Origin of the sequence: Novosphingobium pentaromativorans US6-1 (assembly GCF_000767465.1) — a bacterium.
Taxonomy (GTDB): Bacteria; Pseudomonadota; Alphaproteobacteria; order Sphingomonadales; family Sphingomonadaceae; genus Novosphingobium; species Novosphingobium pentaromativorans.
Genome location: NZ_CP009291.1, coordinates 1,908,619 through 1,928,619, shown reverse-complemented (window position 1 = coordinate 1,928,619; position 20,001 = coordinate 1,908,619). Strand labels below are relative to the sequence as shown.

20 protein-coding genes are annotated in these 20,001 nt (G+C 66.3%); 9 read left to right on the top strand and 11 right to left on the bottom strand.

The genetic code is table 11. The annotated features are described in order from the left end of the window. From JI59_RS08920 to JI59_RS08910, 3 genes are all read right to left on the bottom strand, one after another. Positions 1-759, bottom strand: a complete 759-nt coding sequence (locus JI59_RS08920) for a DsbA family protein (RefSeq protein WP_038575868.1) — start codon at positions 757-759, stop codon at positions 1-3. Between the two features lie 129 nt (positions 760-888). Next, entirely contained in the window at positions 889-1,671 is a 783-nt protein-coding gene (locus JI59_RS08915; RefSeq protein WP_038575866.1) for a DsbA family protein, read from the bottom strand. Beyond that, positions 1,671-2,225, bottom strand: a complete 555-nt coding sequence (locus JI59_RS08910) for a DUF721 domain-containing protein (RefSeq protein WP_007013087.1) — start codon at positions 2,223-2,225, stop codon at positions 1,671-1,673. The genes JI59_RS08915 and JI59_RS08910 overlap by 1 nt, the downstream gene beginning before the upstream one ends. A 29-nt stretch (positions 2,226-2,254) precedes the next feature. Between JI59_RS08910 and JI59_RS08905 the strand changes: the two genes are divergently transcribed. Genes JI59_RS08905 through nudC form a run of 3 tightly spaced genes read left to right on the top strand, consistent with a single transcriptional unit; the run spans position 2,255 to position 5,527 of the window. Beyond that, entirely contained in the window at positions 2,255-3,313 is a 1,059-nt protein-coding gene (locus tag JI59_RS08905) for an A/G-specific adenine glycosylase (protein WP_007013088.1), read from the top strand. Continuing rightward, positions 3,310-4,620 (top strand): serine hydrolase domain-containing protein, encoded by a 1,311-nt coding sequence (locus JI59_RS08900; RefSeq protein ID WP_007013089.1) that lies wholly within the window; start codon positions 3,310-3,312, stop codon positions 4,618-4,620. The genes JI59_RS08905 and JI59_RS08900 overlap by 4 nt, the downstream gene beginning before the upstream one ends. After that, entirely contained in the window at positions 4,592-5,527 is a 936-nt protein-coding gene (nudC, locus tag JI59_RS08895) for an NAD(+) diphosphatase (protein WP_052117868.1), read from the top strand. Before JI59_RS08900 ends, nudC begins: the two co-directional genes overlap by 29 nt. 51 nt (positions 5,528-5,578) lie before the next feature. Here nudC and JI59_RS08890 read toward each other — a convergent pair whose 3' ends face one another. Both JI59_RS08890 and mgtE read right to left on the bottom strand, forming a co-directional pair. Beyond that, the gene (locus tag JI59_RS08890; RefSeq protein WP_007013091.1) at positions 5,579-5,980 is read right to left on the bottom strand and encodes a DUF1489 family protein; all 402 of its coding nucleotides are present in this window, start codon (positions 5,978-5,980) and stop codon (positions 5,579-5,581) included. 28 nt (positions 5,981-6,008) lie between these two features. Beyond that, the gene (mgtE, locus tag JI59_RS08885) at positions 6,009-7,454 is read right to left on the bottom strand and encodes a magnesium transporter (RefSeq protein WP_007013092.1); all 1,446 of its coding nucleotides are present in this window, start codon (positions 7,452-7,454) and stop codon (positions 6,009-6,011) included. A gap of 169 nt (positions 7,455-7,623) precedes the next feature. On the opposite strand from mgtE, the gene JI59_RS08880 reads away from it, so the two are divergent. Then, a complete protein-coding gene (locus tag JI59_RS08880; RefSeq protein WP_007013093.1) occupies positions 7,624-8,091 on the top strand; it encodes a peptidylprolyl isomerase in 468 nt (155 codons plus the stop codon). A 129-nt stretch (positions 8,092-8,220) separates the two neighbouring features. Here JI59_RS08880 and JI59_RS08875 read toward each other — a convergent pair whose 3' ends face one another. From JI59_RS08875 to JI59_RS08860, 4 genes are all read right to left on the bottom strand, one after another. Continuing rightward, positions 8,221-9,105: a LysR substrate-binding domain-containing protein gene (locus tag JI59_RS08875; protein ID WP_013831928.1), complete on the bottom strand. Its 885-nt coding sequence runs from the start codon at positions 9,103-9,105 to the stop codon at positions 8,221-8,223. A gap of 51 nt (positions 9,106-9,156) precedes the next feature. Further along, on the bottom strand, positions 9,157-10,080 hold the full coding sequence (locus JI59_RS08870) for a hemolysin family protein (protein ID WP_007013095.1): 924 nt from the start codon (positions 10,078-10,080) through the stop codon (positions 9,157-9,159). Between the two features lie 28 nt (positions 10,081-10,108). Further along, positions 10,109-10,594, bottom strand: a complete 486-nt coding sequence (gene ybeY / locus JI59_RS08865) for an rRNA maturation RNase YbeY (RefSeq protein WP_007013096.1) — start codon at positions 10,592-10,594, stop codon at positions 10,109-10,111. Between the two features lie 223 nt (positions 10,595-10,817). Further along, positions 10,818-11,855: a PhoH family protein gene (locus JI59_RS08860; protein WP_007013097.1), complete on the bottom strand. Its 1,038-nt coding sequence runs from the start codon at positions 11,853-11,855 to the stop codon at positions 10,818-10,820. Positions 11,856-12,061: 206 nt separating this feature from the next. On the opposite strand from JI59_RS08860, the gene JI59_RS08855 reads away from it, so the two are divergent. Continuing rightward, positions 12,062-12,643, top strand: a complete 582-nt coding sequence (locus JI59_RS08855) for a hypothetical protein (RefSeq protein WP_013831930.1) — start codon at positions 12,062-12,064, stop codon at positions 12,641-12,643. 36 nt (positions 12,644-12,679) lie between these two features. Here JI59_RS08855 and JI59_RS08850 read toward each other — a convergent pair whose 3' ends face one another. After that, positions 12,680-13,393: an alpha/beta fold hydrolase gene (locus tag JI59_RS08850; RefSeq protein WP_007013099.1), complete on the bottom strand. Its 714-nt coding sequence runs from the start codon at positions 13,391-13,393 to the stop codon at positions 12,680-12,682. Further along, positions 13,390-14,724 (bottom strand): tRNA (N6-isopentenyl adenosine(37)-C2)-methylthiotransferase MiaB, encoded by a 1,335-nt coding sequence (gene miaB, locus JI59_RS08845; RefSeq protein ID WP_038575864.1) that lies wholly within the window; start codon positions 14,722-14,724, stop codon positions 13,390-13,392. Before miaB ends, JI59_RS08850 begins: the two co-directional genes overlap by 4 nt. Positions 14,725-15,174: 450 nt before the next feature. Here miaB and JI59_RS08840 point away from each other — a divergent pair, with 450 nt between their 5' ends. The 4 genes from JI59_RS08840 (at position 15,175) to nagZ (ending at position 20,001) form a co-directional block, all read left to right on the top strand. Further along, complete coding sequence (locus tag JI59_RS08840) at positions 15,175-16,053, top strand: OmpA family protein (protein WP_007013102.1); 879 nt, start codon at positions 15,175-15,177, stop codon at positions 16,051-16,053. Between the two features lie 271 nt (positions 16,054-16,324). Continuing rightward, positions 16,325-18,082: an arginine--tRNA ligase gene (gene argS, locus JI59_RS08835; RefSeq protein WP_038575862.1), complete on the top strand. Its 1,758-nt coding sequence runs from the start codon at positions 16,325-16,327 to the stop codon at positions 18,080-18,082. A gap of 2 nt (positions 18,083-18,084) precedes the next feature. Beyond that, positions 18,085-18,891 (top strand): SPOR domain-containing protein, encoded by an 807-nt coding sequence (locus JI59_RS08830; protein ID WP_007013104.1) that lies wholly within the window; start codon positions 18,085-18,087, stop codon positions 18,889-18,891. Between the two features lie 96 nt (positions 18,892-18,987). After that, the gene (nagZ, locus tag JI59_RS08825) at positions 18,988-20,001 is read left to right on the top strand and encodes a beta-N-acetylhexosaminidase (RefSeq protein WP_007013105.1); all 1,014 of its coding nucleotides are present in this window, start codon (positions 18,988-18,990) and stop codon (positions 19,999-20,001) included.

Here is a 20,001-nt window from a genome sequence, read left to right as displayed (position 1 = left end):
TCAGCGCGCGCCGGCCTGTTGCAGCTTGGTTTCCAGCTCGTCCCAGCCCATCGAACCGACCGAAGAGCCGTTGATGATGAACGTGGGCGTACCGGTGACGTTGAATTCCTTCGTCGCCTTCTCGGTCTGGTCGGCAAGGGTCTTGGCCTTGGCGGTGTCGGCAAGGCAGGACTTGGCCTGGTCGAGTGCGATCCCGCGCGAGGCGAAGAATTCGGTCATGCCCGATGCCTGCGCGATGGCCGGGATCTGCTGCGGCGGCGACATTGCGCCGATGGCCTTGAGCTTGTCCTCGCCCAGCGCCTGCACGTTCTGGAACATGTTGGGTTGCCAGGCCCAGAACTGTTCGCTGAGCGGGATCACCGCCTCGGTCGACCCGCAAGTGGCCAGCAGCGAGGCCGGCACGTCGTAGGGGTTGAGCATGAAGTAGCGCAGTTCGTAGCTGACGCGGCCGCTGGCGACATAGTCGTCGCGCAGCTTGGCGAAGCTTTCCTTGGCGAATTCGGCGCAGTGCGAGCAGCTCAGCGCGCCATATTCGACGAGCTTGATCGGTGCCTCGGGATTGCCGAGGCGATAGCCGCCCTCGTCCGTCTTGGCGACCATGTCCGACCAGCTCTTGCCGGCGGGAGCGGCGATCGGGGCGATCGGCTCGTTCGAAACCGGCGCGGCCTCGTCCTTCTTGTCGCCGCAGGCGGCCAGGCCGAGGGCGAGCGGAGCGGCAATCAGGCCCAGCGCGACGTTACGGAAGCGAAAACGGGTCATCGAAGCGAATCCTTTGCGAATTGAAAATGGCTAACCCATGGTCCGGACAGATCAAGGGCGTGCGGGGGCCGGGAGGGGACATCTCCACAGCTAACCCCCGCAATTCGGCGAAAGCGCCGATTTCGCGGTCTAGATCCTGCCGGCCTGCAGCGCCGCGGCGCGGTCGCTGAGCAGTTTCGAGAGATGCTCCCAATCGTGAACCTGCTGCACTTCGCCATTGATGACGAAGCTGGGCGTGCCGGTCAGCCCCAGCGATCCGGCGGCCGACTGCTGCGCGCGCAGTTTGTCGAGCATCGCGGCGTCGTTGAGGCAGCGGTCCGCCCGGGCGCGGTCGATGCCCCATTGCTGCATCTTGGCGTAGAAGCCAAGGTCGCCGGCGATGGCGCGCATGCGGGCCGGGATTTCACCCTGTCCCCAGCGCGCAAGCTGTTCCGGCGTCAACTTCTGCGCGGCGGCGAGCCACTGGTCCTGCGAGGCGAAGAACGCATTGTGGCGCACCCAGAAGCGGTTCGGATCGCCGCAAGAGGTCAGCATCGCGATCGTCAGGTCGATCGGGTTGCGCAGCAGGTTGGTGACGGTGACCTGGATCTGACCCTTGGGGATCAGCGTCGTGCGCAGCACCGGGTCCGCTTCGCGGTGGAACACGGCGCAGTGCGGGCAGGTGTAGCTGACGAACTCGGTCATCTTGATCGGTGCGTCGGGATTGCCCAGCGTATGGCTGCCGTCCGCCGTCACGCTCATCGTGCCGTTCCAGTTGCCCTTGGCGGCAAGCTGCTGCCTCGCTTTTGCGGTGGGCGTGGGCTTAGGTGCGGGTTGGGGCGGGCTGGCGGCGAGGCTCAGCGCGGCGCAGGAGGCAAGGGCGATAGTACGGGCGGCGTTACGGGCAATGGACTTCACGAATGACGGCTTCATCACTTGTCCTTCTGGTCTTCCTTGGCAGCCATGCTCCGCGCCAGCGATTCCAGCACGGCCCGAAGTTCCGGGTCGCCGATGTCGCGCAGCGATTCTCCCAGTTCCATCGGCACCGGTTTGAGCGAAGGCGGAGCAGACCTGCGGTCTGAAGCAGGCGGCGCCTTAACCTCGCCTTGCCGGATCTTGGCCCTGGCCACCGCATTGTAGCCGAAGAAGCGGTTCACCCGGTCGATGATCTCGGGAATGACGTGCTGGATAATCGGGGCATGGGCGGGCAGCACGACGAGCTGGAGAATGCCGTCGCTTTTTTCGCCGGGCGGAAAGCGGATCGATTCGGGAGAGCAGACCCGGGCATGGCGGGCACCGACGATCTCGGGCCAGCGGGTCACCACACTGGACTGGACAAAGCCGAAACGGCGAAAGGCGGTGCGCCCGACTTCGGGCATCAGGTCCGATATCGCGCGCGCCTGCCCGCCGCGCGGACGCTCGTAGCGCTTGAGGGCGGGCGAGGTCTTGCCCGGTTTGCTCGATTGTTTGCCGCGATCCCGTTCCATTACCGGCGCTGCAATGCCATAGCGGGCCCATGGAAGCCAGTTCCGATACGATCTCGCGCAAGCTTCTCAACTGGTATGACGCCCATGCGCGGGACCTGCCGTGGCGTGCGCGTCCCGGTGCGCCGGCCCCGGAACCCTACCGCGTCTGGCTCTCGGAAGTCATGCTCCAGCAGACTACCGTCGCCGCGGTGAAGGACTATTTCGCCGAATTCACGAGGCGCTGGCCCGATGTGAGCGCGCTGGCCGCCGCGCCGGACGAGGAGGTCATGGCCGCCTGGGCGGGGCTTGGCTACTACGCCCGTGCCCGCAACCTGCTGGCCTGCGCGCGCGAGGTCGCGGCGCGCGGCGGGCGCTTTCCCGATAGCGAGGAGGAACTGCGCGCGCTGCCGGGGCTGGGCGCCTATACTGCCGCCGCGGTTGCCGCCATCGCCTTCGGCCGCCGCGCGGTGGTGGTCGACGCCAATGTCGAGCGCGTCGTCGCCCGGCTCTTCGCCCTCGATACGCCGCTGCCGGGTGGACGGACCGCAATCCGCGAGAAGGCCGATGCGATCACGCCGGAGCGGCGCAGCGGAGACTTCGCACAGGCGATGATGGATCTGGGCGCGACCGTGTGCACCAGCCGGGCGCCGCGCTGCCTGCTCTGCCCGCTTTCGGCCGAGTGCGAGGGGCGGGCACTTGGCGAGCCGGAGCGCTTCCCGGTCAAGGCGCCCAAAAAGGCCAAGCCGGCGCGCCGCTGCCGGGCCTTCTGGATCGAGCGCGACGAACGCGTCTGGCTGGTGCGCCGTCCCGGCAAGGGGATGCTTGGCGGAATGCGGGCGCTGCCCGACGACGGTTGGCATTCGCGCGGCGACGGCACCGGTGAAGGGCCGCTGGACGGACCGTGGGAAAGCGCCGGCAAGGTCGGCCACGTCTTCACGCACTTCTCGCTAGAGCTGAGCCTTGCGGTTTATCTCGGCAATCAATGCGATAGTCTTCCCGCCGAAGAGGGCGAGTGGTGGCCGCTGGACCGGATCGGGGAAGCCGGCCTGCCCACGCTTTTCGCCAAGGCGGCGCATCTGGCGCTCGCCGGAACGGGAGAAAGGGTATGATTCGCACTCTCGCCCAGCTCGAAGCCGCGATGGACCGGCGCGCGCTGCTGCGCATGGGCGCCTGCGCCGGGATTGGCGCTGCGCTGATGCCGCGCCTTGCGCTCGCCGCTGCCGATCCGGACCTGCTGCCGCAAGTGCGCGCTGTGGTGGAGCGCTGGGTGGGGCCGGGCAAGTTTCCCGGCATGGTCGCATCGCTCGGTATCCCGGGGCGTGAAGCGCAATATGTCGCGCGCGGTTCGGAAGGCTTCACCGATGGCGATGCGGTGACGGCGGACAGCCTGTTCCGCATCTATTCGATGACCAAGCCGATTACCGGCATGGCCGCCATGCAGCTTGTCAGCGAAGGCAGGCTCGGTCTCGACCAGCCGCTTTACGACATCCTGCCGCAGTATCGGCACATGCAGGTGCAGGACACATACGATGGATCGGTTGCCGCGCTGCACCCGGCCCGCTCGCCGATCACGATCCGGCACCTGCTCACCCACACCTCGGGCATCGGCTACACGATCATCCAGAAAGGGCCGATCAAGGACCTGATGGAGCGCAAGGGCCTGGTCGCGGGCCAGATCAGCCGGATGAAGATTCCCGGCGTGTTCGAAGGCGAGCCGGTCCATGGCCTCGATCGCTTTGCCGACCGGCTTGCCGAAGTGCCGCTGGTGGCCGACCCCGGCACGCGTTGGAGCTATTCCATGGGGCTCGACCTGATGGGCCGGGTGATCGAAGTGGCCAGCGGGCGCAGCTTTGCCGATTACCTGCGCGAAACGATCTTCGAACCCGCCGGGATGACGAGCACCTTCTTCCAGGTGCCGCAGTCCGATGCCGCCCGCCTGACCACCAACTATGGCGCGCTCGGCAAGTTGCTGGTGCCAATCGATAGCGGGATGGATTCGATCTTTCTCGATAAGCCGCCGTTCCCCTTCGGCGGGGCGGGCCTCGTCAGTTCGCCGCGCGACTACGACCGGTTCCTGCGCATGCTTGCCCAGTCGGGCACGATCGACGGTCAGCGCGTGCTCGCTGCACAGGCCGTGCGCACCGGCACCAGCGATCTCCTGCCCGCAGGCGTGACGATCCCGGCCGCGTTCGGGGGGGCGGCAGGTTTCGGCGCCGGGGGGCGCGTCGGGCGCGGCGGCGAGGCCGGGATCTACGGTTGGTCGGGCGCGGCGGGCACGGTCGGCATGGTCGATATGGTCCATGCCCTGCGCTCGCAGATATTCGTGCAGTTCATGCCGCCCAACGCGGTGGGACTGCTTCCCGAGTTCCAGGCCGCACTCAAAGCCGATGTCATGGCCCTGCTGGAGAAACGCTGACGTGATTGCCCTCGATTCTACCCCGATTGCCTTCTCCGGATCGCAGCTCGACCGCGCCGATCATGTCCGCAGCGATCCTGCCGCGCTCGATGCCCTGATGACGTGGAAGGCGCGGCTGCTGCGCATGGATGGGCTCGACCCGGTGCTGACGCCCGATGGCGCGCTGGAATGGGGCAGCCTTGCCGATGCCGCGCCCGACAGCGACCTGGTGTTCCTCGGCCTCGATGGCGAGCGCGGCTGCTTTGCCGAAGTGCGATCGTCCTATCCCTCGGGCAGTCCCCATGCCGGACCGGCTAGCTGGAATGCAATGTCGGTTCTGGGCGCGGGCGAACTGGCGACCTATGGCGGCGCCCGCTCGCTGGTCGGCTGGCATGCGCGTCACCGCTTCTGCGCCGTATGCGGGCAGCCCACGCGGCTCGCCAAGGGCGGCTGGCAGCGCACCTGCACCTCCGAATCATGCGGTGCGGAGCACTTTCCGCGCGTCGATCCGGTCACGATCATGCTGGTCGAGCATGAGGGCAAGGTGCTTCTGGGGCGCCAGCCGCGGTTTCCCGAGCGGCGCTATTCGACGCTGGCCGGTTTCGTCGAGCCGGGCGAGACGATAGAGGAGGCGGTTGCCCGCGAAGTGCTGGAGGAAGCCGGGATCCGGGTCCGCGACGTGACCTACATCGCCAGCCAGCCCTGGCCGTTCCCGTCCTCGCTGATGATCGGCTGCCACGCCTATGCCGAGACGACCGAGATAACCATCGACGAAACCGAACTGGACGATGCCCGCTGGTTCAGCCGCGAGGACGTGGTCGATGCCCTCGAGGCGATCGGCCGCGGCGAACTGGGCCGGGCCTTCGGTGCGCCGCCGAAGACGGCGATTGCCCATGTCCTCATGCGCTGGTGGATCGATCGGGGCTGAGGCTCCGCTCAGGGCGCGGCAAGGAGGAAGCCGGCCCTTGGCGCCGAACCTTCAGACGAGGCCGAGCCTTGCCAGTTCCCGGGCCAGCTTGGGCGGCATGATATCGCCCGAGCTTTCGCCGTCGCCAAGGTCGCGCGGGGCGTCCTCTTCCTTGAGATAGCGCCAGCCCTGGTGGGCGCGCTTGGGCTTGGTCACGACCGGGATCAGCTTGGGGGCGAGGCGGATCCACCAGCGGCCGTCCTCGCGCTGTTCGAAGCCGAGGATCGGGGAGCGGCCGATGAGGGCGTGTTCGTAGATCCAGTAAAGCGAACCGCCCGCCATTTCCTCGTGCCGCTTGGGCAGGTAGCGCGTCGTCAGGCGCGCTTCGCCGATGTCTGCGTGGCTTTCCAGCCATGCGCGCAGGTCCGCCGGGCTCTCGGCGGAATAGGCGATCTTGGTCATGTGCAGCGGCATGGGAACGAAGATAGGTATTCGCGGTGGGTCAGGCGAGTCCGGTCAGCACGGCAAGGCCGAGGAACGAGAAAAATCCCATGGTGTCGGTGGCCGTCGTGACGAAAACCGCGGACGATACGGCCGGGTCGATGCGGAAGCGGTCGAGCGTGACCGGCACGAGGATGCCGGCAAGACCGGCGACGAGGTTGTTGATCACCATGGCCGCCCCGATGACGGCACCCAGCAGCGGGTTGGAGAACAACAGCGTGGTGCCCCCGCCGATCAGCAGGCCGAGCGCAGCGCCGTTGGCCGTGGCGATGCGCAGTTCGCGCAGGATCATGCGCACGGTATTGGAATCGGTCAGCTGGTTGGTGGCGATGGCGCGCACCACCACGGCCAGCGTCTGCGTCCCGGCATTGCCGCCCATCCCCGATACGATCGGCATGAGCACCGCAAGCAGCGCGAAACGGGTGATCGCGCCCTGGAACAGTCCGACCACGGACGATGCCAGAATCGCAGTGGCAAGGTTGACGCACAGCCAGGTCAGGCGCGCGCGCACGGTGATCAGGATCGGCTCGTTGATGTCGCCATCACCGGCACCGGACAGGCGCAGGATGTCCTCGCTCGCCTCTTCCTGGATAATGTGGACGATGTCGTCGACGGTGATCTGGCCGATCAGGCGCCCGGCGGAATCGGTCACCGCAGCGGAGATCAGCGCGTACTTCTGGAAGCGCAGAGCCACTTCTTCCTGGTCCATGTCGACCGGGATCAGCGTCTGGTCGCGCGACATCACGTCGTAGAGCGGAATGTTGCGCGGGCAGCGTAGAATCCAGGACAGCGCGCAAGTGCCGACCGGGCGGTGCATCGCGTCGACAATGAAGACTTCCCAGAACTCGGTCGGCAGTTCGCGGTGTTCGCGCAGGAAATCGATGAGATCGCCCACCGTCATCGTCTCGGGCACCGCGACGAACTCGCGGCTCATCAAACGGCCGGCGGATTCCTCGGGATAGGAAAGCGCGGCCTCGATCGCGGCGCGGTCTTCGGGATCGAGTTCGGCAAGGACCGCCTGCTGGTCCTCGCGGTCGAGGTCCTCGATCATCGCGACGGCGTCGTCGGTGTCGAGCTGTTCGGCAATTTCGGCGACGACGTCGGCCGGCAGCGCCTCGATCAGGAGTTCGCGGACCCAGTCGTTGAGTTCGGCGATGACCTCGACGCCCATGAGGTCGCGAATCGAGCGGGCGAGCTGGAGGCGCTCATCCTCGTTGACCAGCTCGAAAAGGTCGGCGATGTCGGCCGGGTGGAGCGGTTCGACCAGCTCGTAGACGCGGTCGGAGTCTTCCTCGTCGAGCGCATCCATGACGTTGCGCACGAATTCGGGCTTGAGGCGGTTCTCCTCGTCGAGGCTCTCACTCTCGGGCGCAGGCGATTCCGCTTCCGCCTCTGCAGCGACGGCATCGTCCTGCTTCAGTTCGTCGTCGAGGTCCGCGCCGCTCATAAGGGCCGGTCTAAGCGCCAATTTCGCAATTGCAACAGGCGAAGGAAGGGCCGCGGCAGATAGCTGTTCGGATACTTGTTCCGGACAGGCGCGCGTGACATTGGCGAGACGCAGCCTATATCGGGCCGGTGCCCGGATCCGCATCGACGCGGACAACAGGAGATTACAGATGGCCGACGAATACCTGACGCTCACTCTCGACACCGGCAGCGGCGGTGGCGACGTCAAGATCAAGCTTCGCCCCGACCTGGCCCCCGGCCACGTCGAGCGCATCAAGGAGCTGACCGGCGAGGGCTTCTACGACGGCGTGAAGTTCCACCGCGTGATCCCCGGTTTCATGGCGCAGGGCGGCTGTCCCCAGGGCACCGGCATGGGCGGTTCGGACAAGCCGGACCTGCAGGCCGAATTCAATGCAGAGCCCCATGTGCGCGGCGTCTGCTCGATGGCCCGCACCAGCTATCCGCACTCGGCCAACAGCCAGTTCTTCATCTGCTTCGACGACGCAACCTTCCTCGACAAGCAGTACACCGTCTGGGGTCAGGTGGTCGAAGGCATGGAACACGTGGACGCGCTGCCCAAGGGCGAGCCGCCGCGCGAGCCGGGCAAGATCGTCAAGGCGACGGTCTCGGAAGGCTGAGCCCTACCGGTTCGAATGCAAGAAGGGGCGCCCCGGCCGGGGCGCCCCTTTTTCGTTGGCTCGGTGCCAGCAATCCCGTCCTTCGGCAGGTTCAAGCTGAGCCTGTCAAGGCCTGCGGCGCTACTCGGCTCAGAGCCCCGCCTGCAGCAGCCACTCGTGGAAGATGCGCACCGGGCGGGTTTCCAGCGCCTTGGGACGGCAGACGAACCAGTAGCGGTACGGGCTCTCGACATCGATGTCGAACAGGCGGGCGAGGCGATTGTCGTGCGAGCGGCGGAAGTGGTCGTCGTGCATGATCGCGATGCCCAGCCCTTGCGCCGCTGCCTCGAGGACGAGCTGGCCGGAGTCGAAGCGGTCGATCGATGCCGGTTCGAGCTGCGGCATGCCGATTGCGGTCTTCCAGGCCTCGAAGCTGTCGAACAGGTCGTTGTGGATCAGGATGGTCTGCTTCGAGAGCGTCTCGACATCGGGTGCTGAACCGATTTCCTCGGCAAGTCCTCTGGACACGATTCCATAGACCTTGTTGTGGTCGAGCTGGATCCGGTAGAAATTGGGATCGGGCTCCTTGGCCAGGATGATCGCCGCGTCGAGGGTGTCGCCGACGCGATCCTCGAGGTGGGCGCCGGTATCGATGTCGATATGCAGGCGCGGATGCAGCTTGCGCAGTTCGGGCAGGCGCGGGAACAGGCGCTGGCCGCCGAACAGGGTCGGCACGCCAAGGTGCAGGCGCAGGACCTGTCCGCGGTCGATCTGCGATTCGACGGCTTCGGCCAGTTCTTCCAGCTTGGGGCCGACGACGTTGTAGAAAGCCTGGCCTTCGTCGGTCAGCTTCATCGCCTGGTGCTGGCGGGTGAACAGGCGCTTGCCTGTGAAATCTTCCAGCGCGGCGACGCGGCGGGAGAGGGCGGAGGGCGACAGGGCAAGTTCACTGGCTGCCGCCTTGGCCGAACCAAGGCGGACGACGCGCACGAAGGCTTCAAGTGCGCGCAGAGGGGGGAGGCGGCGTACGGGCAATGTTTCGTCTTTTCATCCGGTCACGAGTCAACTGCTGGGCAGATGACGGCTTCAATCTGTTGCGCTCTCGAGCTCCTCTACCGGCGGATGCAACCGTAATCGGGTGACGTGTCGCTCATTTCCTTCGGTTACCTCGATTCGCCAGCCGCTGTCGTGTTCCAGGATCGCTCCGACCTGTGGAACCTGCTCAGCCAGTACGAATGCGAGGCCGCCCAGTGTATCTACTGCTTCTTCAACTTCGGCAAGTCGTGGATCGATTCGTTCCGCAACTTCATCGAGTTCCACGCGGGCGTCGGCATCCCACATGCCGTCTTCCAGCGGCAGCAGAAGTTCTTCGGGCGCATCGTCGTGTTCGTCTTCGATACTGCCGACGATTTCTTCGACGAGATCCTCGATGGTGATGATGCCGTCGGTCCCCGAGTACTCGTCGATCACGACGGCCAGGTGCGTGCGGCGTGCGCGCATGTCGGCCAGTACGTCCAGCGCCCCGCGCGCCTGCGGCACGTAGAGCGGCTGGCGCATCAGGCTGGTCCAGTCGGCCGGCGCCGGCAGTCCACGCGCGAGGATCGGGAAGATATCCTTGATGTGGATCATCCCGCGGATCTCGTCGAGCGATTCCCCGTAAACCGGCATGCGGCTGTGACCGTGTTCCGCAAAGGCCTCGACCACTTCTTCCCACGATGCCGAGGCCGGGATGGCAATGATGTCGCCGCGCGGCACCGCGACGTCGTCGGCATCGTGCTCGCTGAAGTGCAGGAGGTTGCGCAGCATCTGCCGCTCGAGCTGCGACAGGTCGCCGTTGGGCTGCGCCCCATGTTCGGCGTCGCCCTCGTGTTCGTTGATGACGTCTTCGATCTGCGCCCTGAGCGACTGATCTGCGTCTGCGTGAAAAAGTCTCCGGAAGACACGCCAAAGCGTGCCGCTACTGTCCGGATCTCCCGAGCCGGGCTCGGTGTGGCGGCCATTGTCGGCCATCGTGACTGGTTACCCCTTCAAACCTGATTCAGTCGTCATATGGGTCGGCGATCCCCAATTGGGCAAGTGCTTTCGTCTCCAGTGCTTCCATTGCTTCGGCATCGGCATCGGAAATCTCGTGGTCGTGGCCGGCCAGGTGGAGCAGTCCGTGAACGACGAGGTGACTGGCGTGATCCTCGACCGATATGCCCTTTTCCGCGGCTTCGCTGGCGCAGGTCTCGAAGGCGAGAGCGATGTCGCCGAGCATCTCGGGCGGGCCATCGGCTTCCAGTTCGAGTACCTGATCGCGCTCAAGCATCGGAAAGGAAAGGACATTGGTCGGCTTGTCCTTTTCGCGCCATTCGCGGTTCAGGACGTGGACTTCGGCGTCGCAGGTGAACAGCACGCTCGTCACGAGCCGCGGATTCGCGAGTTCGGGCGCCACCTGTGCCAGAGCCGCGCAGGCGCTCTCGGTCAGCTCTGCCCAATCGGTGCTTTCCGGCCAGGGCTCTTCGATATCGATTTCGAGATTCATCGCTACTGCCTCTAGCGGTTTGCGGCGGTGCAAGGAAGCTGGATCCCCGGCTTTGCGGGGATGACGGGCGCGCGGGGATGACGGGCGCGGGGGGAAGACTGGAGTACGCGGGGATGACGAGAGGTCAACTGGCTGGGGCAGGACGCGCACGTCAGCCTTCAGCCGCCATCCCCGCGAAGGCGGGATCCAGCGACTACACAGACAGGGCCGAACCGAGACTGCCTTACTTGCTCTCGTCGTACTGCGACAGAGGTCCCTCGTAAGCCTCGACGATCCGCCCGACGATCGGGTGGCGCACAACGTCGGCGGCGGTGAAGCGGGTGACGTTGATGCCGTCGATCCCTTCCAGCTTCTGGACGCCGTCGGCCAGGCCGCTCATGCGGTCGCCGCCTGGGATGTCGACCTGCCTGGGGTCGCCGCAGACGACCATGCGGCTGTTCTGGCCGAAGCGGGTGAGGAACATCTTCATCTGCTCGCGCGTGGTGTTCTGCGCTTCGTCGAGGATGACGAAGGCATCGGCCAGTGTGCGGCCGCGCATGAAGGCGATCGGCGCGATCTCGATCTCTCCCGAGGCGAGGCGGCGTTCCACCTGTTCGGGCGGCATGCAGTCGTAGAGCGCGTCGTACAGGGGCCGCAGGTAGGGATCGACCTTGTCCTTCATGTCGCCGGGCAGGAAGCCCAGCTTCTCACCGGCTTCGACCGCCGGGCGCGAGAGGATCAGGCGTTGCACCGAACCGGTCATGAGCTGGCTGACCGCCTGTGCGACGGCAAGGTAGGTCTTGCCGGTGCCGGCCGGGCCGAGCGCGAAGATGACGTCCGAACGGGCCAGCGCGCGCATGTAGTCGATTTGCGTCGCCGAGCGCGGCACGATCGTTTTCCTGCGGGTGCGGATCATGATCGGCGGCGCGCCCTGGTCGCCGGAGATGATGCCTTCGAGCGTGGGTTCGGCCGACATCGTGATCAATGATTCGACTGCGCCTGCATCGAGATCCTGTCCTTGTTCGAGGCGGTGGTACATGCCGGTGAGAGTCTCGCGGGCCCTGGCCACGGCATCTTCCGGACCTTCGATCTGGATGCGATTGCCGCGCGCCGCGATGTAAACGCCGAGCCGGTTCTCAACCTGTACGAGATTGGCGTCGAACTGGCCGAACAGGGCGCCTAGCAGCGTGGGTTCGTCGAACTGTATTTCGACACGGGCCCGGCGGTGGGTTTCGGGCCTGAACTGCGCCGGGTCATCGGCACGGGCTGCTTTGCGGGCCATGCGCTCCTTTCGGGCAAAACGTGTGCTGTTCTGTAAGCGAAGATGGTCCCGCTCCGGGCAGCTTGCAAGCTCTCGCGCACATGGCGCAGATCGATTCCTGGTGGATAACCCATAAACCTCCCCGGATCCTGCGGGATGGGCCCGCCGCAAGCCGGATCGAGGCAAGGCGCATTGCCGGGGCGAAGGACCAAGGCTATCCATGTCCCATGAACCGCCAGCACATTTTTCCGCTCGCCCTCTTGGCAGTCCCGGCCCTGCTGCTCGCCTCGTGCAAGGGCGAGGAACCCGCTCCCGAGACCAGCGCAACCGCGACCGGCGAGGCTTCCGAAGCCGCGGTCACGCCGGTTACGGTCGAAAGCTGGCTTGAAGAAAGCGCCGCGAAGGATCTGGGCGGTCAGACCGATTCGCTGCAGTACGCCCGCGCCGAGGCCGATCTGGACGGCGACGGCGTCGATGAAGTGCTCGCCTATGTCGGCGGCCCGATGATGTGCGGGACGGGCGGCTGCAATCTCGTCGTGCTCAAGCGCGATGGAGAAGGCTACAGGCAGGTCGGCGACCTCTCGGTGGTCCAGCTTCCGGTAGGCGTGCTGTCCAGCAAGACGAACGGCTGGAAGGACCTCGCCGTCTCGGTTTCGGGCGGCGGCAGGCCGGGCGGCATCATGCGCGTCCCCTTCGATGGCAAGGCCTATGCCCGCAACCCGACGGTCAGCCCGGCGGAGCCGGTCGATTCGATCGGCAAGGAACTGATTGCGGACAAACCGCTCAAACCGCTCAAGCCCGGCGCGTAAGCACCGCACGTACGTTCTCAGGCGGGACGTGCGTTCTCAGGCGGGACGTGCGAGCCAGCGGCGCATCGCCGCGGTCACGGCTGCGGGCTGCTCCATGGCGGAAAGGTGGCCGCTGTCGGCTATTCGCTCCAGCACGGCGCCGGGAATGGCGGCGGCGATCTCTTCCGAAAGCGCGGGCGGCGTCAGCGCATCCTGCTCGCCGACGAGGACCAGGGTGGGGACCTTGATCGCCGGCAGGTCGTCGCGCGAATCGGGGCGGGTGATGATCGCGTTCTGCTGGCGGGCATAGACCTCGAAGCCGGTCCGCAGCGCCATGGCGACGACCTGTTCGCGCAGGTCTTCCGGCGCCTCGGGATGCACCAGCCGCGCCAGCCCCTCGCGGGCCACGGCTTCGTAGCCGCGCTGCTCGGCCGCCGCGATCGTGCCCCGGCGCATGGCGGAGGTGTGGCGATTGTCGGCGCGGGCATTGGTGTCGAGCAGGGCAAGGCGAGTGACGCGGCCCGGGGCCTGCCGCCAGATCTCCAGCGCGACGTAGCCGCCCATCGACAGGCCGGCGACGGCAAACCGCTCCGGCGCGTTCGCGAGGATGCGGCTGGCCATGACCGAGATCGAATCGTCGCGCAAGGTGTCGCCGATGGTGAACTCGGCAATGTCCCACAAGCCGGAGACCTGCGCTTCCCACAAGGCGGCGTCGCAGGCGAGGCCGGGGATCAGGACGAGCGGTTGGCGGCCCTCCACGCCGTCGCTCACGCCGCGGCGACCATCCGCGCGGCGGCGCCCAGGCTGTTGGGCCCGGCGCTGGTGATCTCGACTTCGACGAGGTCGCCCACCTGTACGTCTGCCTCGAAGTGGACCGACTGCAGCCAGGGCGACTTGCCCAGCCACTGGCCGGGGTGCTTGCCCTTGCGCTCGACCAGCACGGAGCAGGTCTTGCCCACGGTCGCGGTATTGAAGGCGTACTGGTCGCGGTTGAGCGCGGCCTGAAGGCGCTGCAGGCGCTCATCCATAACCGCCAGCGGGACCTGCCCGTCCATCGTCGCGGCGGGCGTGCCCGGGCGTGGCGAGTACTTGAAGCTGAAGCACTGGGCATAGCCGACCGCGTCGACCAGCTTGAGCGTGTCCTCGAATTCGGCATCGGTCTCGCCGGGGAAGCCGACGATGAAATCGCCCGAAAGCGCAATGTCGGGCCGCGCCGCGCGCACCTGCTCGAGAATCTTCAGGTAGCTTTCCGCCGAGTGGCTGCGGTTCATCGCCTTGAGCACGCGGTCGTTGCCCGCCTGCACCGGCAGGTGAAGGAAGGGCATCAGCTTGTCGATCTCACCATGGGCCGCGATCAGGCCGGGCGTCATGTCGTTGGGATGGCTGGTGGTATAGCGGATGCGGGCGAGGTCCGCGATCTGCGCCAGTTCCCGGATCAGGCCGTCGAGGCCGACCGTCTGGCCCTTCGCGTTCTCGCCGGTCCAGGCATTGACGTTCTGGCCGAGCAGCGTGATCTCGCGCGCGCCGGCTTCGACGAGGCGCCTGGCCTCCTCGATCAGGTCGCCATGCGGGCGCGAGACTTCGGCGCCGCGGGTATAGGGCACCACGCAGTAGGTGCAGAACTTGTCGCAGCCTTCCTGCACGGTGAGGAAGGCGGTGGGCCCGGAGCGGCGACGGCGCGGCAGCGCGTCGAACTTCGTCTCTGCGGGCATGTCGGTATCGGTGACGCGGCGGCCCTCGCTGGCCTCGCGGATCATGTCGGGCAGGCGGTGGTAGGCCTGCGGGCCCACGACCATCTTCACGCTGGGCGCGCGTGCCATGATCTCCTCGCCCTCGGCCTGCGCGACGCAGCCCGCCACGGCGATCAACGGCGAAGAGCCGTCCTCGCGCTTCAGGCGGCCGATGTCGGAATAGACCTTCTCGGCCGCCTTTTCGCGGATGTGGCAGGTGTTGAGCACGACCAGGTCGGCATCCTCGCCTTCGGGCGCGGGGGCGATGCCCTGTTCGGCCAGCAGTTCGGCCATGCGGTCGCCGTCATAGACGTTCATCTGGCAGCCGAAGCTCTTGACCCGGTAGGTCTTGGGAGTCTGGGTAGGATGCATGGCGGCCCGATACACGCGTTTGCACGGCTTTTGAAGGGGCGCCGCGCAGGGTCATGGGCGCGGGGCCGGACGGCTGTCAGCAGAGAATCGGCGATGCGAAGGCGCCGTTCAGGCAAAGGGCTGGCAGCAAGGGCGCTGACATTCAGGCCCGAACATGGTAAATTTTTCGAGGCACGAAGGCACGCGTCCGCGGTTCGGCCTGCATCGGCTCGTCGCACAATTGCGTCCGATTACCCGCACAAACGGCGGACTCGTCCGGCGCGTTCATCTGCCAGAAAGGACGACCTGAACACGCACGATCGACGTTCACAGGCGGCTTCCCTGCCGCACATCTCATCAAATCGAGGTGAATGATCAGTTCCGACAGCCGGTCACGCCATCACGGGGGGCGGTACCATATCGGGCCGCGCGAATGCAGGGCCGGCTGATGCAAAATCGAGGAGTAACGTAATGAGTGTCGTTTCGAAAAGTCCGAAGGCCCTGTTGATGCTGGCCATGATCAGCCTTCCCGCGACCGGCAGCCTTGCCCAGTCGCAGGATCCCTCACAGGGTGATGTTCTGACCACCACGTATGACACGGGTGCGGCAGATGCGTCCCAGATGACTGCGGGCCCGGAGGTCGAGGGCTTCATCTCCGCGCGCAGCGGCGACAAGATGCAGGTCACTTCGGCTGACGGTACGAAGACGGTCGTCGTCATCAACGATGCCACCGTCATCAAGGCCAGCGGCGGGTTCCTGGGTCTGGACAAGGACAAGCTGGCAGCGACTTCGCTCGTCAACGGCCTGCCGGTCAGCGTGGAGACCCTGCAGTCGGGCTACGGTCTCGTGGCCAGCAAGATCGACCTGAAGAGCAAGGATCTCAAGACCGCGGCGATGATCCACAACGGCACCGACCAGCGCTTTGCCGAGCAGACTGCCGCCACCGACGCTCTGCGCAGCCGCATGGGCGATATCGACAAGTACAACATCAAGGGCACGACCAACGTGAACTTCGACACGGGCAAGTGGGTGCTTTCGCCGCAGGCCAAGGACGCCCTGTGCGCCACGGCCGCCCAGGCCGAGGGCATGGACAATGCGCTGCTGCTGGTCGTCGGTTACACGGATTCGACCGGTAACGAGGATTACAACCAGGTTCTCAGTGAAAAGCGTGCCGGACGTGTCGTGAACTACCTGCAGCAGGCCTGCCACTGGAAGCCCTATCGCATGCTCACGCCCACCGGCATGTCGGAAGCCGATCCGCTGGCGAGCAACGACACCGCGGAGGGCAAGGCCCAGAACCGCCGCGTGGAGGTGAACATTCTGGTCAGCAAGGGGCTCGACGGCCTCTAAGTTGCAAGCCGGCAGGCTTTGCCCGCCGGCAATCGCACAGCCCCTGCGCGGCAATGGCGTGAAACAGTCGCCATCGCCGCGCAGGGCGCGAGCGGAGCCGCAGGAACTGCCTCGGCAGCACTCGGAGTCCGTCTTGCAGGAATCGAACATCCATCTCCGGCGTGGCGCGTCATCGGTCCGTCATGGAGCGGCCTGCGCCTGAAGCCGTCACTCACGATTGGCGCGAGCCAGCCTGTTCCCCTTTGCGCGCACATCGGCTATCCGCGCGCCCATGAACACTGCAACTCGTGACAACCAGACCCTGTACGCCGCCTTCACGGGCCACCTCAACGCTGCGCTCGATGCGCTGGAAGCGGCGGGGACGCTGCCGGGCGGGCTGAAGCGAGGTGCGATCACGGTCGAGCCGCCGCGCGATCCCTCGCACGGCGATCTTGCGACCAATGCGGCGATGGTGCTGGCCAAGCCCGCTGGCATGAAGCCGCGCGACCTGGCCGAGGCGCTGGTCTCCGAGCTGGCGAAGCTCGATGCCGTGACTTCGGCGGAAATCGCCGGGCCGGGCTTCATCAACCTGCGCCTCGCGCCTGCGACCTGGATCGCGGAGCTGCGCGCGATTGCCGATCTGGGCGCGGATTACGGCCGTTCGGCCATGGGCGGCGGGTCGACCGTCAACGTCGAGTACGTTTCGGCCAACCCCACCGGGCCGATGCACATGGGCCACTGCCGCGGCGCGGTCGTCGGCGATGCGCTGGCGACCCTGCTCGAATTCGCCGGGCACAAGGTGGTCAAGGAATACTACGTCAACGATGCCGGCGCGCAGGTGCAGGTGCTCGCCCGCTCGGTCCACATCCGCTACCGCGAAGCGCTGGGCGAGGACGTGGGCGCCATCCCCGAAGGCCTCTACCCGGGCGACTACCTCGTCCCGGTCGGCAAGGCGCTCGCCGAGGAATTCGGCGACAAATACGCTCATGCGCCCGAATCGGAATGGCTCGCACTGTTCCGCGAAAAGGCGGTCGCCGCGATGCTGGTGATGATCAAGGACGACCTCGCACTGCTCGGCATCGAGCACGAGGTGTTCTCGTCCGAAGCAGAGCTGCAGGCCTCGGGCAAGCCCGACGAGGCGGAAGCTTGGCTGCGTTCCAAGGGGCTCGTCTATGACGGCGTGCTCGAAGCGCCCAAGGGCAAGACGCCCGAGGACTGGGAACCGGTCGAGCTGCCGCTGTTCAGGTCGACCCGGTTCGGCGACGATCAGGATCGCCCGATCAGGAAGTCGGACGGCACCTGGACCTATTTCGGCGCCGACCTCGCCTATCACTACCAGAAGGCCCAGGAAGCCGACGCGCTCGTCGATATCTGGGGCGCCGACCATGCCGGCACGGTCAAGCGGATCAAGGCCGCGGTTGCCGCGATGACCGGCGCGGACGGGGAGCCGACCCCGTTCGAGATCAAGCTGGTGCAGATGGTCCAGCTGCTGCGCGACGGCGAGCCGGTGAAGATGTCCAAGCGCGCAGGCACGTTCGTCACGCTGGCCGACGTCGTGCGCGAAGTGGGCAAGGACGTGGTGCGTTTCACCATGCTGACCCGCAAGCCCGAAGCGCAGATGGACTTCGACTTCGCCAAGGTCGTCGAAGCCTCGAAGGACAACCCGGTATTCTATGTCCAGTACGCCCATGCCCGCGTCCATTCGACGTTGCGCAAGGCCGCGGCCGAAGGGCTGACGCCTGCGGCCGATCACCTCGAGCTGCTGGGTGAGGAGGAGCTGGAGCTGGTCAAGCTGGCCGCGCAGTTCCCGCGCATCGTCGAGGCGGCGGCAGCCGCGCGCGAGCCGCACCGTATCGCCTTCTTCCTTGGCGACCTTGCCGCCGCGTTCCACGGATACTGGAATCTCGGCAATGATCGCGTCGAGAAGCGGTTTATTAACTTACTCGATGTTAACCTTACTGCTGCGAGGCTTTTCCTGGCTGTGCAGATCGGGCAACTTGTCCGTAACGGCCTGGCATTGCTCGGCGTAGAGGCTGTAGAGGAAATGTAAGGATGGCATTCTCGGACACGGGTCAGGGGGACCGGAGCGGAGATCCGCAGGGTCCGAAGGTCGACGGTGACGACGGCGAATTCGAAGGCGCCGGTTTCGCAGGCGTCGCGCCGGAAGGCCAGCCTTCGTTCGAGGAGCCGCCGCAGCTCGAGCTGGGCGACGAGGACGTGCGCCTGCCCTGGCTCGAGGGCGATGACGACGAATTCGAGGACGAGCGCGGCTCGGGCATGAGCCAGGGCCTGCTGCTGGGTATCTTCGGCCTGCTTGCCATCGCGGTAATCGTCGGGATCGTCTTCTGGGCGATGAAGGGATCTTCCGACAAGCCGCTCGTCGCCGATGGCGGGGTCATCGCCGCGCCCAAGGAGCCCTACAAGACCAAGCCCGAAAACCCGGGCGGCGAAGTCGTGGCCGGGACCGGCGACACCAGCTTCGCGGTAGCCGAGGGCCAGTCCCGCCAGCCGCGGATCGGCGAGCAGGAGGAAGTGCCCGGGCCCGGTTTCGAATCGGTCGACAAGCCTGCCGACAAGTCCGCCGAGAAGGCTTCGGTTCCGGCAAAGGCGCCTGCACCGGTTTCCGGCGTCGGCGTGCAGGTTGGCGCCTATACTTCGAAGCAGGCGGCCGAAACCGGCTGGAATACGCTCAAGACCCAGTATCCCGACCTTTCGGGCGTGAACCATCGCGTGCTCGAAGGGCAGGCGGACATCGGTACGGTCTATCGCCTCCAGGCGGTGCCGGGCGATCTCGCTGCCGCAAAGGCGCTGTGCAATGGCATGAAGGACGCCGGGCTGAGCTGCCAGGTCAAGAACTGAACGCGGCCGGGCGGGCTCGGCCCGCCTTGGCGCATTTCCACACCTCAAGGACGCCGCTTCCTTGCGAAGAGCGCGGATTTCTGCGACGAATCCGCCATGGTTCCTGCAATTTTCGGCCTTTCCGGACTCACTCTCGGTCAGGACGAGCGCGCGTTCTTCAAGGATGCCGATCCCGCCGGGTACATCCTGTTCGGGCGCAACGTCGAAAGCCGCGAGCAGATGCGCGCCCTTACCGACGAACTGCGCGCGATCCATGGCCGCGACAACCTGTTCATCTGCATTGACCAGGAAGGCGGCCGCGTTGCCCGGATGAAGCCGCCGGTCTGGCCGGCCTATCCGCCCGGGGAAGCCTTCGACCGGCTCTACGACATCGCCCCGGCCACCGCGATCGAGGCGGCGCGGGCCAACGCCGAGGCGCTCGGGCTGGACCTTGCCGAAGTCGGCATCACGGTCGATTGCCATCCCTCGCTCGACGTGCGCCAGACCGGCGCGCACGACGTTATCGGCGATCGCGCACTCGGCACCGATCCGATGCGCGTTGCCGCACTGGGCCGAGCGATCCTTGCCGGGCTGGCACGGGCCGGTGTCGCCGGGTGCATCAAGCACATTCCCGGGCACGGCCGGGCTATGGCCGACAGCCACAAGGAGCTGCCGCGGGTCGATGCGAGCGCAGAAGACCTCGAAACGGACCTGCAGCCTTTTCGCGCGCTGTCCGATTCGCCGATCGGGATGACCGCCCATGTCCTCTATACCGCGTGGGACAAGGAGAACCCGGGCACGCTTTCGCCCGTCGTGGTGCGGGAGGTGATCCGCAAGAGCGTCGGCTTTGCCGGCCTGCTGCTGACCGACGACCTCGACATGGAGGCGCTTTCCGGCACGGTGCCGGAACGCGCCGAGCGCGCCATCGCCGCGGGCTGCGATATCGCCCTCAATTGCTGGGCGAAGATGGACGACATGGTCGGCATCGCCGAGCGCCTGCCAAGCATGAGCGAGGAGACCGCGCTCCGCCTGAAGCGGGCGCTGACCGCCGTCGGCGACAGCGGAACCGCGGGAGACCAAGCGGAACTGATCGCCCGGCGCGATGCGCTGCTGGCGCAGGTGGCGGCCTGA

What these genes read in the sequence shown, in the direction of transcription:
- JI59_RS08920 (WP_038575868.1), bottom strand. Translation starts at nt 759, where the DNA reads ATGACCCGTTTTCGCTTCCGTAACGTCGCGCTGGGCCTGATTGCCGCT.
- JI59_RS08915 (WP_038575866.1), bottom strand. Translation starts at nt 1,671, where the DNA reads ATGAAGCCGTCATTCGTGAAGTCCATTGCCCGTAACGCCGCCCGTACT.
- JI59_RS08910 (WP_007013087.1), bottom strand. Translation starts at nt 2,225, where the DNA reads ATGGAACGGGATCGCGGCAAACAATCGAGCAAACCGGGCAAGACCTCG.
- JI59_RS08905 (WP_007013088.1), top strand. Translation starts at nt 2,255, where the DNA reads ATGGAAGCCAGTTCCGATACGATCTCGCGCAAGCTTCTCAACTGGTAT.
- JI59_RS08900 (WP_007013089.1), top strand. Translation starts at nt 3,310, where the DNA reads ATGATTCGCACTCTCGCCCAGCTCGAAGCCGCGATGGACCGGCGCGCG.
- nudC (WP_052117868.1), top strand. Translation starts at nt 4,592, where the DNA reads ATGTCATGGCCCTGCTGGAGAAACGCTGACGTGATTGCCCTCGATTCT.
- JI59_RS08890 (WP_007013091.1), bottom strand. Translation starts at nt 5,980, where the DNA reads ATGCCGCTGCACATGACCAAGATCGCCTATTCCGCCGAGAGCCCGGCG.
- mgtE (WP_007013092.1), bottom strand. Translation starts at nt 7,454, where the DNA reads ATGAGCGGCGCGGACCTCGACGACGAACTGAAGCAGGACGATGCCGTC.
- JI59_RS08880 (WP_007013093.1), top strand. Translation starts at nt 7,624, where the DNA reads ATGGCCGACGAATACCTGACGCTCACTCTCGACACCGGCAGCGGCGGT.
- JI59_RS08870 (WP_007013095.1), bottom strand. Translation starts at nt 10,080, where the DNA reads ATGGCCGACAATGGCCGCCACACCGAGCCCGGCTCGGGAGATCCGGAC.
- ybeY (WP_007013096.1), bottom strand. Translation starts at nt 10,594, where the DNA reads ATGAATCTCGAAATCGATATCGAAGAGCCCTGGCCGGAAAGCACCGAT.
- JI59_RS08860 (WP_007013097.1), bottom strand. Translation starts at nt 11,855, where the DNA reads ATGGCCCGCAAAGCAGCCCGTGCCGATGACCCGGCGCAGTTCAGGCCC.
- JI59_RS08855 (WP_013831930.1), top strand. Translation starts at nt 12,062, where the DNA reads ATGAACCGCCAGCACATTTTTCCGCTCGCCCTCTTGGCAGTCCCGGCC.
- miaB (WP_038575864.1), bottom strand. Translation starts at nt 14,724, where the DNA reads ATGCATCCTACCCAGACTCCCAAGACCTACCGGGTCAAGAGCTTCGGC.
- JI59_RS08840 (WP_007013102.1), top strand. Translation starts at nt 15,175, where the DNA reads ATGAGTGTCGTTTCGAAAAGTCCGAAGGCCCTGTTGATGCTGGCCATG.
- argS (WP_038575862.1), top strand. Translation starts at nt 16,325, where the DNA reads ATGAACACTGCAACTCGTGACAACCAGACCCTGTACGCCGCCTTCACG.
- JI59_RS08830 (WP_007013104.1), top strand. Translation starts at nt 18,085, where the DNA reads ATGGCATTCTCGGACACGGGTCAGGGGGACCGGAGCGGAGATCCGCAG.
- nagZ (WP_007013105.1), top strand. Translation starts at nt 18,988, where the DNA reads ATGGTTCCTGCAATTTTCGGCCTTTCCGGACTCACTCTCGGTCAGGAC.